At 36.4% G+C, this 13,311-nt stretch carries 15 protein-coding genes; 5 read left to right on the plus strand and 10 right to left on the minus strand.

What is annotated here, in order from left to right; all coding sequences use genetic code 11:
- Positions 1–930: 930 nt before the first annotated feature.
- Entirely contained in the window at positions 931–1,575 is a 645-nt protein-coding gene (pyrE, locus tag MM214_RS03420; protein ID WP_241292030.1) for an orotate phosphoribosyltransferase, read from the minus strand.
- Positions 1,576–1,679: 104 nt separating this feature from the next.
- On the opposite strand from pyrE, the gene MM214_RS03425 reads away from it, so the two are divergent.
- Positions 1,680–2,366: an NUDIX hydrolase gene (locus MM214_RS03425; protein ID WP_241292032.1), complete on the plus strand. Its 687-nt coding sequence runs from the start codon at positions 1,680–1,682 to the stop codon at positions 2,364–2,366.
- Here the strand turns inward: MM214_RS03425 and coaD are convergent.
- The 4 genes from coaD to MM214_RS03445 are packed head-to-tail and all read right to left on the minus strand — an operon-like array spanning position 2,354 to position 4,792.
- Complete coding sequence (gene coaD / locus MM214_RS03430) at positions 2,354–2,809, minus strand: pantetheine-phosphate adenylyltransferase (protein WP_241292033.1); 456 nt, start codon at positions 2,807–2,809, stop codon at positions 2,354–2,356. The genes MM214_RS03425 and coaD overlap by 13 nt on opposite strands.
- An 11-nt stretch (positions 2,810–2,820) precedes the next feature.
- Positions 2,821–3,651 carry a DUF3822 family protein gene (locus tag MM214_RS03435; protein WP_241292035.1) on the minus strand — a complete coding sequence of 277 codons (831 nt, stop codon included), beginning with the start codon at positions 3,649–3,651 and terminating at the stop codon, positions 2,821–2,823.
- A gap of 2 nt (positions 3,652–3,653) precedes the next feature.
- Positions 3,654–4,235 (minus strand): hypothetical protein, encoded by a 582-nt coding sequence (locus tag MM214_RS03440; RefSeq protein ID WP_241292037.1) that lies wholly within the window; start codon positions 4,233–4,235, stop codon positions 3,654–3,656.
- A 53-nt stretch (positions 4,236–4,288) separates the two neighbouring features.
- Positions 4,289–4,792, minus strand: coding sequence for an NUDIX domain-containing protein (locus MM214_RS03445; protein WP_241292039.1), 504 nt, complete (start codon positions 4,790–4,792; stop codon positions 4,289–4,291).
- 23 nt (positions 4,793–4,815) lie between these two features.
- On the opposite strand from MM214_RS03445, the gene MM214_RS03450 reads away from it, so the two are divergent.
- On the plus strand, positions 4,816–6,261 hold the full coding sequence (locus tag MM214_RS03450; protein WP_241292041.1) for an ATP-dependent DNA helicase: 1,446 nt from the start codon (positions 4,816–4,818) through the stop codon (positions 6,259–6,261).
- Between the two features lie 88 nt (positions 6,262–6,349).
- The gene (locus MM214_RS03455; RefSeq protein ID WP_241292043.1) at positions 6,350–6,739 is read left to right on the plus strand and encodes a DUF1573 domain-containing protein; all 390 of its coding nucleotides are present in this window, start codon (positions 6,350–6,352) and stop codon (positions 6,737–6,739) included.
- Positions 6,740–6,775: 36 nt separating this feature from the next.
- On the opposite strand, the gene MM214_RS03460 is transcribed toward MM214_RS03455, so the two are convergent.
- From MM214_RS03460 to MM214_RS03480, 5 genes are all read right to left on the minus strand, one after another.
- Positions 6,776–7,399 carry an SGNH/GDSL hydrolase family protein gene (locus tag MM214_RS03460; RefSeq protein ID WP_241292045.1) on the minus strand — a complete coding sequence of 208 codons (624 nt, stop codon included), beginning with the start codon at positions 7,397–7,399 and terminating at the stop codon, positions 6,776–6,778.
- 99 nt (positions 7,400–7,498) lie between these two features.
- Positions 7,499–8,542, minus strand: a complete 1,044-nt coding sequence (locus tag MM214_RS03465) for a S66 peptidase family protein (RefSeq protein ID WP_241292047.1) — start codon at positions 8,540–8,542, stop codon at positions 7,499–7,501.
- Between the two features lie 19 nt (positions 8,543–8,561).
- On the minus strand, positions 8,562–9,878 hold the full coding sequence (locus MM214_RS03470) for a D-alanyl-D-alanine carboxypeptidase/D-alanyl-D-alanine-endopeptidase (protein ID WP_241292049.1): 1,317 nt from the start codon (positions 9,876–9,878) through the stop codon (positions 8,562–8,564).
- Entirely contained in the window at positions 9,875–10,264 is a 390-nt protein-coding gene (locus tag MM214_RS03475) for a DUF423 domain-containing protein (protein ID WP_241292051.1), read from the minus strand. Before MM214_RS03475 ends, MM214_RS03470 begins: the two co-directional genes overlap by 4 nt.
- A gap of 53 nt (positions 10,265–10,317) precedes the next feature.
- On the minus strand, positions 10,318–10,983 hold the full coding sequence (locus MM214_RS03480; protein ID WP_241292053.1) for a YggS family pyridoxal phosphate-dependent enzyme: 666 nt from the start codon (positions 10,981–10,983) through the stop codon (positions 10,318–10,320).
- A gap of 48 nt (positions 10,984–11,031) precedes the next feature.
- On the opposite strand from MM214_RS03480, the gene MM214_RS03485 reads away from it, so the two are divergent.
- Positions 11,032–12,585 (plus strand): GH3 family domain-containing protein, encoded by a 1,554-nt coding sequence (locus tag MM214_RS03485; RefSeq protein ID WP_241292055.1) that lies wholly within the window; start codon positions 11,032–11,034, stop codon positions 12,583–12,585.
- A gap of 38 nt (positions 12,586–12,623) precedes the next feature.
- Entirely contained in the window at positions 12,624–13,217 is a 594-nt protein-coding gene (locus tag MM214_RS03490; RefSeq protein WP_317208405.1) for a LysE family translocator, read from the plus strand.
- Positions 13,218–13,311: the final 94 nt, after the last annotated feature.

Raw genomic sequence — 13,311 nt, forward strand, 5'->3', positions numbered from 1 at the left:
AGTTACTGCGATAAACTAGCTACTTCACATGAAAGAACCTCCTTGCGGCTCTGCGTGCTAAATTTTAACTAGGAAGGGCTCAGAGAGGTATTTGCAAAGGATGAAATTTGGTGTTAAGGATGGAATTTAGAAGTATGGGTGAAGTATGGGTGAGTAATGAATTTAGTGTTATAAACTCGCTACTTCACAGAAGGAAACTCTTTGCGGCTCTGCGTGCCAAATTTTAACTAGGAAGGGCTCAGAAAGGTATTTTCAAAGGATTAATTTTAGTGTTAAGGATGGAATTTAGAAGTATGGATGAAGTTAGGGTGAGTAATGAAGTTACTGCGATAAACTAGCTACTTCACATGAAAGAACCTCCTTGCGGCTCTGCGTGCCAAATTTTAACTAGGAAGGGCTCAGAGAGGTATTTGCAAAGGATGAAATTTAGTGTTAAGGATGGAATTAAGAAGTATGCATGAAGTTAGGGTGAGTAATGCAGTTACTGCGATAAACTCGCTACTTCACATGAAAGAACCTCCTTGCGGCTCTGCGTGCCAAATTTTAACTAGGAAGGGCTCAGAGAGGTATTTGCAAAGGATGAAATTTGGTGTTAAGGATGGAATTTAGAAGTATGGGTGAGTAATGAATTTAGTGTTATAAACTCGCTACTTCACAGAAAGAAACTCTTTGCGGCTCTGCGTGCCAAATTTTAACTAGGAAGGGCTCAGAGAGGTATTTGCAAAGGATGAAATTTAGTGTTAAGGATGGAATTTTGAAGTATGGATATAGTTTGGAGGAGTAATGAGTTTAGCCTTATATACTAGCTACTTCACAGAGAGAAACTCTTTGCGGCTCTGTGTATCAGTCAAGCTTTAACTACAAAAAGTTAGCCTCGAAAATGTTTCCGAGGCCATTGAAGATAATATGATTAGATAGATCTATTGTTTTTTATTTACCCCAAGTGCTTGGATCTTTTCTCCATTCTACCAATGATGCTAAAGTCTCATCGTCAATATAATCTTTAGCTAATGCCTGTGGGAGTAAAGAAGAATAGTTGCTTAAGCATACTAAATCTATTCCTGCTTCTTGAAAATTATGGCTTGCGACATCAAAGCCGTAGGTGAAAATAGCGACCATTCCCAAAACCTCAAAGCCTGCGTCCTTCAAATCTCTTGCAGCTTTCAATGAACTGCCTCCAGTGGACACCAAATCTTCAACAACAACAACTTTCTGTCCTGGAGTAACTTTTCCTTCTATCATGTTTTCCATTCCATGACCTTTGGCCTTTGATCTTACATAGACAAATGGAAGGCCTAAGGCATCAGCCAATATCGCCCCCTGAGGAATTCCTGCTGTAGCTACGCCTGCTATTGCTTCTACTTCTGAAAATTCTGTTTGGATAGCTTTTATCAAGTTGTCTTTGATAAGTGTCCGAACCTCCGGATAGGATAAGGATAACCTGTTATCACAATAGATAGGAGATTTCCAACCAGAAGCCCAAGTAAAAGGATTTTCTGGTTGCAATCTTATCGCTTCAATTTTAAGGAGTTTTAGAGCGATTTCGGCCGCTACAGTTTTGTCAAGTAATTTCATACTTCAAAAATAGCAGATAAAAGGGAGTTGGAATTGTGCATGTTGATTTTTTTTATGCATTTTTGAGTGTAATAATAATTAGACGTCAAAAAGTACCTAGTACAATGAAAATTTTTATCAATGATAAGCCTGTGGATCTTTTGACTCCTCAAGAGCTTCCTAAAGATAGGACTTTCGAATGTATTTACGAGAATCCCAAAGATCTTCCAACTTCTGCCAATTTTCATGATGATGTTCTCATCACCAATCCATCGAAAGATATAATTATTAAGCTACTCTATCTATTGCGTACTAGAAAACTTAAGAATCTTGATTCTGTGGTATTGGTGTCGACCGATGTTGAGGAGCTCAAGCGTTTTGTAAAGAGTAGATTTACGATTATCAAAGCCGCTGGGGGTGTTGTCAAAAAGGGTGAAAACGTACTATTTATTCATCGGCTTGGAAAGTGGGACTTACCGAAGGGGAAATTTGAAAAAGGGGAGACTCCTGCCGAATGTGCTGTCCGTGAAGTAGAAGAAGAGTGTGCAATTACAGTAAAGTTAGGAGAGGAAATATGTAAAACTTGGCATACTTATACGCACAATCGAAAAAGTATTTTAAAGAAAACATATTGGTATGCAATGGATAGCCTGAATGATTCTAAAATGAAGCCACAGAAAGAGGAGGGGATTGAAGATATCAAATGGCTTACGCACCAGGAAGCAAAGGTAGCCTTGGTGAATTCATATCCTTCAATGCGCTATTTGTACAAGAGATTTTTGAAAATGGAGCCTAAAGTTCAGACCTCATAAGGGAGATAAGCTTTTATATCTGCCCCATAACGGTGTACATCTCTTATGATAGTGGAGCTGATTGCTGCAAACTCCGGGGAAGTAATCAGAAACACTGTCTCTAAACTTTCATTAAGATTCCTGTTCATTTGAGATATTGTGTTTTCGTATTCAAAATCTGTAGTGTTCCTCAGCCCTCTTATAAGAAAGTTTGCGCCTATTTTTTTAGCTAAAAATGCTGTAAGCTCATTGTAGACTATGACTTCCACACGATCATTATGCTGATATACACTTTTGATTTTAGATACCATTTCATCTATGTCAAAATATCTGTTTTTCTTTGATGAATTGTATCCAATACCTATGTATACTTTGTCAAATAGTTCTAGACTTCTCATGACAATGTCATGATGACCTTTGGTAAATGGATCAAATGAACCAGGAAATATCGCTGTCTTTTTCATGTTTCAGGGTTTTATTTAAACTCCCAATGTGCTTCGAATATTGGGGAATTTAAAAATGCTTCAGTCCCACTCAGATATTGTTGATTTTGCCTTGGCTGAGTCAAAACAAAGTTTTTGAAATATTTATTTCCAAAATCTTGATCAAATTCAAATGTTTGAAAATCTCCCATTGCTGTCACTTTACAATATTTCCTATCGAAGTTCAAATGAATTAAAGTACCGAATACATAATTCAACAATGAATTTCTATCCTCAATATGGTAAGTATTAAAGTTTGCTAATTGATTGTTTTTGAATGAAGCAATGTAACAATTTTTATCCCAGAGGTACATGAATAACTCTTGGTTTAGATAATTGCTTTTATCTTTTAGTAAATAAGCTAAAAATGAGCTGCTTCCATGGTACATCTGAGTCTTAGGTCTACTCTGGGTCAAAAGCTCATGTAATGTATTTGATATGGAGCCTGCTATGTAAAGATTATTACTATCGAGGCTATTGAAGTAATCTGCATGTGTGTTTTTTTGATCCTGAGCAAAAGATAGGTAGTTACTGAGCTGATTAACATCAAACAGAACCCCTGGGACTAAGGTGTAATTATCATTGAAAAGGTGAACCTTGAGAGGTACTTGGAGATTGAATAGCTTGTCTCGAAGAAGTACATCTTTTAAGGATGAATCGTCAGCAAAGTATTTCTGGTGTATTGCTGATATTTTTTCATTTCCATCTTTGGCAAGCAAGACGAATTTTTGTTCAAACAATAAAAGCGACAAACTTGACACCAAACTCATGTCAAATTTATCGCTGTACCTATTCTCTTGAATATTTTCTAAAGAATTCGTCAAAATTACTCCCAGTTACCAGCTGTAGACGAGTCTGTTTTTGAACCAACGCGAAGAGCCTTTTCTTTATTATTTAACTTTCTCTTAGGGTTGATAGGGTCTGGATCTCTGATCTCAAATACTGGAATCTCCCTGTTATTTCTTTCCACTTTATCAGCGAAAAACTCAAAGCTTTGTCCACCTGAACCAGGTACTATGTTTAAGTTCTCAAGATTGAAGTTTGGATATTTTCTTGCATTGAACAAAGAATCAATTACTCCAACAGATCCAAGTGTATCAAATTTAACAGTGGTTTCTTCTTTACCATATTCCAAAAGTTTGGTGGTCTCTTTTCTTTCTACCAACCAAATCTCACCGTTTTGGATAAAGTTTTTTAAATCCTGCCAGTTTGAGGCATACTCGCCATTTGCTGCATTGTAAGCAATCTGAGCATCTCTGAGCATTTTAAGCTTTTCGATAATCCTAGTCTCTGTTCTTTCGATTTCTTTCTCAGCTTCTACTACGCTATCCACGCTGTCATAAAGCTTGTATCCTAGGCCCAAAGCACCAATAAGGAAGACAATAGATAATATTCTAGTTAAAGTCATTTTTGATTTGATTTAATCTACTTGATAAGGTTGATGGTATTTCTAATAAAGTGCTATTTTAGATAATTATTTTCAAAATTAAAATATCCTTTCAATTTTCTCACATCATTCAGTGAATTTATTCCCCAAAAGAGTCTATGTTTCTCTGATTTTTTGATAAGCGCAAGATTATTCATGTCGACAAAGCATATTTCTGTGATCAACTGCATTTCCTCGCTGAGCTCAGGGTCTATACCCATTTTTAAAATACCACTCTTGATATTGACTTCAAAATAAAGTTCTATTGCATGAAGTGGTTTTTCTAAGTATTCAAATGTACATAAGAAATCTTTCACTTCAATGTCTAAGCCAGTTTCTTCTAAGAATTCTCTCTTTAGATTGTCTTCAGCTGAGCTACCGAATTTCATTCCTCCTCCTGGCACATTCCAAAAAAATCTGTTTTCACCCATTTTATGTTTGATTAGAAGAATTTTATTTTCTACGATCAAAACTCCATTTACCCTTACTCTTAGTCTGTTTCCAAATTTCTCTTTGATTGTTTGTTCTAATTTCTCCATTTTAGGCTTAGATTCGTAGCTTTATGAGCAATAAAGATAATCAATTCGTGCCAAAGCCTTCTTTGCTTTTGCAAAGAAACTTCTCCTATGAACCTACCTCTGGGCAAAAGAGATTTTTTGAGAAAATGGATATTTTTTTCTCTCAAAAGTCTGATAATCAATCAGCTTTTATTCTAAGAGGATACGCTGGGACTGGCAAGACGTCGTTGATTTCTGCCCTCGTAAAAACTTTGCCAAGATTGAACCTGAAGTCATTGCTTCTTGCTCCTACAGGAAGAGCTGCCAAAGTTATGGGGAATTATAGTGGACGTGCTGCTTTTACTATTCATAAGATCATTTATAGACCAAAGAACAGTTCCCTTGAGATAGGCTCTGGCTTTGAGCTTTCAAAAAACTATTACAAAGACACACTTTTTATAGTAGATGAGGCTTCCATGCTGGCAGATGATGGTGCTGGAAGTCTCTTGAGAGACTTGGTCCATTTTGTCTACCAAGAGAGTAGCAATAGGCTCATGCTAGTAGGTGATACTGCACAGTTGCCTCCCGTTGGGAGTCAGCATAGTCCAGCTCTAGATAAGGAGTATTTAATAAGAAATTTCAGAATCGAAGCGGATCATATTGAATTGACAGAAGTGATGAGGCAACAATTGAATTCTGGAATCCTTTACAATGCTACGCTTCTGAGACAGCAAGTGATACTTGAAAAACCCAAGATTGGGTTTTATACTAAAGGGTTTAAGGATTTCTTTAAAATGACAGGGGAGAGGTTGGAGGACGGTTTACGGTATGCATATCAAAAGTTTGGAGTAGAAAATTCTACAATCATTACTAGGTCCAACAAGCTTGCTGTTCAATATAATCAATACATTAGGAGGACTATTCATTTTTTCGAAGAGGAGATCAGTGCAGGAGATCTATTGATGATTGTGAAAAATAATTACACCTATATGGCAGATTCTGAAAAAGTAAATTTCCTTGCTAATGGTGATTTTGCTGAGGTTGCAAAAATCAGATCTTTTGAAGAAATTTATGGCTTAAGATTTGCAACTTTAGAACTTAGGCTGATAGATTATCCTGAGGAGCCAAATTTTGAAGCCAAAGTGATACTCGATACATTGTATAGCAATGCACCATCTTTGGATTTAGACACTTATAAGGAGTTATATAGGCAAGTTGCTGAGGATTATGCTGATATAGCGAACAAGGCAGAAAGAATGGAATTGATAAAAAAAGATCCTTATCTTTCGGCGCTACAAATAAAGTTTGCCTATGCGCTGACTTGTCACAAATCACAAGGCGGACAATGGGATGCTGTATTTGTAGATCAAGGCTTCCTAACAGAGGAGCAAGTAGATAAAGAATATATGAGGTGGCTGTATACGGCAGTTACCAGAGCCAAAAAGGAACTATTTATGGTGAACTTTCATTCGAATTTTTACCTTAATGGCGATAATCCAGAAGTAGTTTAAGGTTAGTAAGCCTTTGATGAAGTTCAAAGGCGGAGTTATAGATTGAAAATGATATACTAAATGCATTACAATTAAATTAAATGATAAAATGAAAAAGTTAGTTTTATTAATGGTCATGGCGCTATTTGTGTTTGCCGCACAAGCACAAGAAAAGAAGGGAGCTGAAATCATCTTCAAAGAGAAATCTATAGATTTTGGGGATATCACTCAAGGTGATAAAGTAGAGCATACCTTTGTGTTTGAGAATACTGGAGATTCACCTCTTGTTATTTCAAACGTGGCAGTGACTTGTGGGTGTACTGCACCAAATTGGCCAAAAACTCCAATAGCTCCAGGGGAAAAAGGCGAAATGAAAGTGGTCTTCAATTCTGCTGGTAAAATGGGGAAACAAAATTCAGTAGTTCGTGTGTATTCAAATGCAGCTGAACCTATTGAAAAAGTGTCTTTGATATCCAATGTTTTGCCCAAAGGAAAATAGTTTAAATCGTGGATATCATCATGATTTAGAGCAGACCTAAAAGGTCTGCTTTTTTTTATAGGTTTTTAAAATTAAATCAGACCAATAATCATATATAATATAGCTTGGATGAAGTTCATCGGCTACCAATGCTTGGCTTTGATGGCCAAACTGTCGATAATGTGCTGTAATGTCCAAGAAGGTGATCCCAAATTCCAAACAGATACTTTTTTTTACAATATTGAATGCGTCGATTTCCTTTTTTACATTTTCTTTATCTACGCCTTTGTGAGCGGCAAAAGGTGTTACTCCCCAGTCAGGTATTGAAAGAACGATCACGTTTGATGTATTGCCACGAGCAAATGTGATGGCATCTAGAAGTAAAGCCTTGAATTCAAGCTGGAAATTATCCACTGATCTGCCTCTGTACTGATTGTTGACACCAATCAATAGCGTAACAAGGTCATAGGTTTGACCTTTTATTTGAGCTTTTTCTATGCCTTTTTGAAGTTCATCAGTGGTCCATCCTGTAGTTGCTACGATTATTGGCTGATCAAATTCTACGTTTTTGGAGGCTAATTTTGTGACGAGTTGACTTGGATACCTATCCTTTGAATCTACTCCTTCACCTATCGTATAGGAATCTCCAAGAGCTAAATAGGTTTGTTTACTAGAATCCATTTTGATTACATTTTTTTGGGTGCTTTTAGACGAAATACAACTTGACCAATTCAATGTTAGTGTCAAAAACAGGATGTTAAATATGATTTTTTTCATATTTTATTCGAATATTCTTTCAATCATGGTGATTGTACCCTTATCAGCATCTAGCTTCACTTTGGCACCTATAGGTATAATGAATTGTTTAGGTATATGTCCTATCATAGCTCCTTTGTAGGCGGGTATTTTTAAAGGAAGAATGTAGTCATCAAGGATATCATCTAGGGTTAGAGATCCGTATCCACTTGATGGTGTACAGTCAGTGCATTGACCAAAGACAAAACCTCTTATTTTATCCAAGGTTCCATTTAGTTTTAAGGTACTCATCATACGATCTATTTTGTAGGGATCCTCCCCAATATCTTCTAAGAATAGTATGGCGTCTGCGAAATCTGGTAAATAGGGTGTTCCTGAAAGTGCTGTAAGCACGGTAAGATTTCCTCCCAATATTTTCCCTTCAACAACTCCAGGATAAATCCCAATAGTTCGGTTGCCTTTGATGACGAGATCATCACTTTTTTGATTTTCGTTTTCGAAGGTTATCAAAGATTTATTGAAAAACATTTCCTCAAATTGCTTGACGTTGAAAGAATTCCAACTACCTGTTCCATTGGGTCCATGGAAACTGATTAAGCCAGCCTTCGCTTGGAGAGCATTATGTATCGCTGTGATGTCAGAATATCCCAGAAGTGGTTTGGGATTTTTTTTGATCAATTCATAGTCGATAAGAGGTAAAATTCTCGAAGCTCCAGAACCACCCCTAATGCAAACAATGCCTCTTACATCCCTATCCGCAAACATTTCATTCAAATCGTCTGCTCTCTCCTCGTCAGTTCCTGCCAAGTGGCCGTGGCGATTTTTTAAATTTTTGCCTAGCTTGACTTTGAAGCCTAATGCTTCCAAAGCTTCTTGAGCAAACATAAACTGAATCCTGTCTGATGTGGCCGCTGAAGGACTTATTAGTCCTATTTGATCTCCTTTGTGCAATGAGATTGGTAAAATTGTTTTTTCATTTATTGAAAACGATTTTTTTGAATCAAATCCAACGAAGGGCATTGCTCCCAAAGTAAGTCCAATAGATTTTATAAATTGTCTTTTCTTCATGATAAGGTCAAATTGAGAGTTAAAAATTTTCCTTTACAAAAATCAGCACTTTTTCCATTTCAGCCCGGATTTCGGAAGCTTTATTTAAATAATTATTGTTCATCAATGCAAATGCAAAGTAATTGTTCGATTTGGTTTTTATAATTCCAACCAACGAATGATTGTTACTTATTGTACCAGTTTTTGCAAATACATATGGTGATGAATCTTTGTAATTGTTTTTTAGAGTTCCATTAATTCCTCCCTGTGGCAATAACTGCATTAGTTCTTGCCGAGGCATCATTTTATCTAATTTTTGAATCAGCTGAACCATGCTCCGAGGTGTTACCAAATTATGTCTGGATAACCCTGACCCGTCTACCCATTGAGGTGTGTCGGGGAGATCTGATAAGTGGTTTTTGAGTATATATTGAATAGTTTTCTCTACATTGAGTTCACCAAACAATTCGTCGCTAACCATTAGCAGGATTTGTTCTGCGATAAAATTGTCACTCTCTTGTAACATTTCCTTCCAAAGAGGTTGTAATTCACCTCCTTGGTATTTTTTTGCATTAGCGGGAATTGTAGTGTTTACAATTTCTACCGGTTTTTTGAGAAGCTCCCGCATCAATTCTGCTGTAAGCTCTGGAGTGGCAATAAATGGCATAGAGCTTCCTGAGTGGGTATAGCTTTTGGGGTTGTAATAGAAAGTGTTGCTATGGAAATCTCTTCTGACAGATGTTAGGTTTTGCATTTCTGTAGAGCTAGTGGCATTGATTGCTCGAATATTGCTTTGAGGTCTACCATTTACATTTTTGAAGGTCACCAAATTGCCATAAATCGGCAATGGACTTTTTTCTGCTGAGTAAGAGTAGTAATAATCGTCCCAATTCCATCCTCTTCCGAAACTGTTTTCTTTCCAATTGGAAGTAGAATATTTTATTTTCTTATAATGTTCAAGAAAGGCTTCAATCTTTGGCTGAGGGAGTAAACTGTATTTCCAAGAAGGGTCTCCTGATCCCCAGATCGTGATCTCATCTCCTTGGGTAATGTATCTGAATGTATTTGTTTTTCTATTTAGGACCGCCAAGGAAGCAAAGAATGTTAACAATTTTGTGGTAGATGCAGGGATGAAATTCATGTGGCTATTTTTTTCAAAATGAACCCATTGATTATCCAAATCATAAAGCATGAAGCCAGTCAAATGATTGTCAAAAAAAGTATTTGGCCCGATCAGAGCATTTAATCGCTCATATCTTACCCGAATACTGTCTTCAAGTACATCATTGCTTTGTGCGTTTACAAAGCCAAACTGAAGAATTAGAATGAGTGAAAAGATACCTTTTTTAATGTTCATGAAATTGTTTTTTGAGTTTGGTTAGTAAATAAAAGTAAGAAAATCCAACCTAAAATAAATGCAATTCCTCCAAAAGGTGTAATTGCTCCTAACCAGGTGATACCAGTCAGGGAAAGCGTATAAAGCGATCCGGAAAAAACAAATATTCCAGTAAGAAATAGAAAAAAAGCTCTAGAAAGATGTTTGCTATAGGGATATCTATCTTTCAGTATTCCAACGGCAAGAATTGCAAATGTATGATAGAAGTGATATTTGACCGCTGTTTCGAATGTTTCGGCACGTCCATGTGTAGCTAGTGTTTCTGCTAGTCCATGAGCACCAAATGCTCCAATTACGACTCCTAAGCCTCCTAGAATTGCTGCTATTTTGATTTCTATATTGTTCATTCCCTTCTGATTGCGTGTTATGTTATGGAAAATACTAAGAATACGTTGTTTGATCACCTACTTCCGAATATAGCAGAACCAATCCGTACCATGGTACTGCCCTCTTCTTGTGCTAATAAATAGTCTCCACTCATGCCCATCGAAATTTCTTTAAGGTCAAAGTTTGATGGTAGATTTTTAGCTTTTAAAGTTTCAAATAGATTCTTGAGTCCTCTGAATTCAGACCTGATCTTTTGCGTATCCTCTGTAAAAGTTGCCATGCCCATCAATCCAATAATTTTTATGTTTTTTAAGGATTGAATTTCCATGCTATTGAACATTTCATTTAGTTCATTTTCATCAAAGCCAAATTTTGATTCTTCTTGTGCGATGTGAATTTGAAGTAGACAATGAATAATTCGATCCACTTTGCTGGCCTGCTTGTCGATTTCTTTTAGAAGCTTGTAAGAGTCCACCCCATGAATAAGGTAGACGAAAGGGGCAATATATTTCACTTTGTTCCGCTGAAGATGTCCGATCATATGCCAGCGAATATCCGACGGGAGATGTTCGTGTTTTTCAACAAGTTCTTGTACTTTATTTTCGCCAAAATCTCTGATTCCAGTTTCATAAGCCTCTTTAATGGCTTCGATTGATTTGGTTTTACTTACCGCTACCAGCAGGCATTCTGGATTTTTAAAGGTATTTTTTATTTCGAATAAGTTTTCTTTGATAGACATTCTTTTAACTTTGACAGCTCAATAACTCAAATATACCAAAACAAAGATATGGCTATCTTAGGGACATTACTAAAAAACGGCATCAGATTAAGAGAATCTTTGGAACAAGAGTACAGCTCGCCAGCATTTTTGCAGAAGCATGAGTTGCAAAAACTAATCATTAAATCTGCCAAGACTGAAATAGGTAAAAAGTATGGATTTGGCGATATATTGAAAGCATTCAAATCGGATGATGATAGCTTTTACCAACATTTTTGTAAAAATATCCCAATATATGATTATGATAAAATTTATGAAGAGTGGTGGTATAAGCTAAAGGAAGGTGGAAAAAATATTACTTGGCCAGGAGAGATCAGGTATTTTGCTCTTAGTTCTGGAACATCAGGTGCTACTTCGAAGTATATACCTATCTCCAAGGATATGGTGAAGGCTATTAGGAAAACTGGTGTCAGGCAGATTTTGACTTTATCAAAATATGATTTACCTCCAAGTCTATTTACAAAAGGAATTTTGATGCTTGGTGGAAGCACGGATTTGGAGTTTAATGGAACTTATTTTTCTGGAGATTTAAGTGGGATTACAGCTGGAAGGCTTCCTATTTGGTTTCAAAGATTCTATAAACCCGGCAAGAAAATATCTAGAAATAAAAATTGGGGTGAAAAACTAGATCAAATAGTTCAAAATGCCAGTAAATGGGACATTGGAATTATAGTAGGTGTACCTGCGTGGCTACAGATTCTTATGGAAAAGATAATTGAGCATTATCAAGTTGATACAATTCATGATGTATGGCCCAATCTGCAGATTTTTGTTCATGGTGGAGTTTCGTTCCAACCTTATCGAAAGGGTTTTGAAAAGCTTTTGGCTAAACCCTTGATCTATATGGAGACGTACTTGGCTTCAGAAGGATTTTTGGCATTCCAAGCTACTCCAAACAGTGGATCTATGCGATTGGTACTTAATAACGGGATATTTTACGAGTTTGTGCCATTTATTGATGAGAATTTTGATCAAAATGGGGAGTTGAAGTCTGATGTTAATCCTCTGAAAATAGATGAAATAGAAGAAGGAAAGGAGTATGCCATACTGATAAGCACTTGCTCTGGAGCATGGAGGTATTTAATAGGTGATACGATAAAGTTTGTTTCAAAATCAGACAATGAAATCATCATCACAGGAAGGACAAAACATTTTTTAAGTTTGTGTGGAGAGCACCTGTCAGTGGATAATATGAATAAAGCGATAAATCTACTAGAGGATGCATGCAATATAGATGTAAGAGAATTTACTGTGGTCGGTCTTCCTCATGGAAATTTATTTATGCATCATTGGTTCATTGGTACAGAAGATGAGGTAGATGAAAATTGGCTTAGAGATCAAATAGATGAACAATTGAAGTCATTAAACGATGATTATGTCGTCGAAAGGAAACACGCACTAAAAGAGGTAAAGCTTACTAGGCTTTCTCCATCGTTGTTTTACACCTGGATGAGATCTGAAGGAAAAGAGGGGGGGCAAAATAAGTTTCCAAGGGTATTGAAGGGGGAGAAATTGAAATCATGGCTATCATTCCTTCAAGAAAATAATGTTTCAATCTCATGAATCAGGCACTTCTTGAAGGGCTCAGTGTAGGATTGATCTTGTCAGCAATGATAGGTCCTGTATTTTTCACTCTGATTCAAAATTCTATCGAATCAGGATTTAAAAATACAGCAGTAATGGCATTTGGAATATTATTAAGTGATTTGATTTATGTGATGATTACTTTTTTTAGTGTCAGCATTTTTGCACAAAATCCATATTTCGAAGTATTTTTAGGATATGGAGGAGCATTGGTACTAATCGGATTTGGCGTAGTTACATTTTTCAAAAAATCAGTACACAGACCAAATACTGCTGGCATTGTTTTCCCAAAACCGAAAAAAATGACAGCATTTTTGAAAGGATTCAGTATAAATGGAGTGAATCCATTTGTGATGCTTTTCTGGATATCGATCGCTGGTATTGTTAGTATCAAAGATGAATTTAGAATTATCGATGTTGTTTTTTATTACGCAGGTATTTTACTGACTGTATTTTCTATTGATCTTTTAAAAGCTTTTGTGGCGAAGCAATTAAAACCGTATGTGACTCCAGTAATTATGATGAGAATGAATCGGATAGTGGCAATTGTTTTAGTCTTTTTTGGAATCAGGTTAATTTTGTATGCATATGAAAAACATTTGTTGCTTTAAAAGGTATTAGTAGGTGTAAAAGCCTTACCTACAGAGGTTGAACTGTGTTCAAGTCTAGAGATCCAAGCTGTCGGCTAGGGTGCGTATGTATATT

It is taken from the genome of Belliella kenyensis (genome assembly GCF_022549675.1).
In the GTDB taxonomy this organism is placed as follows: Bacteria; Bacteroidota; Bacteroidia; order Cytophagales; family Cyclobacteriaceae; genus Belliella; species Belliella kenyensis.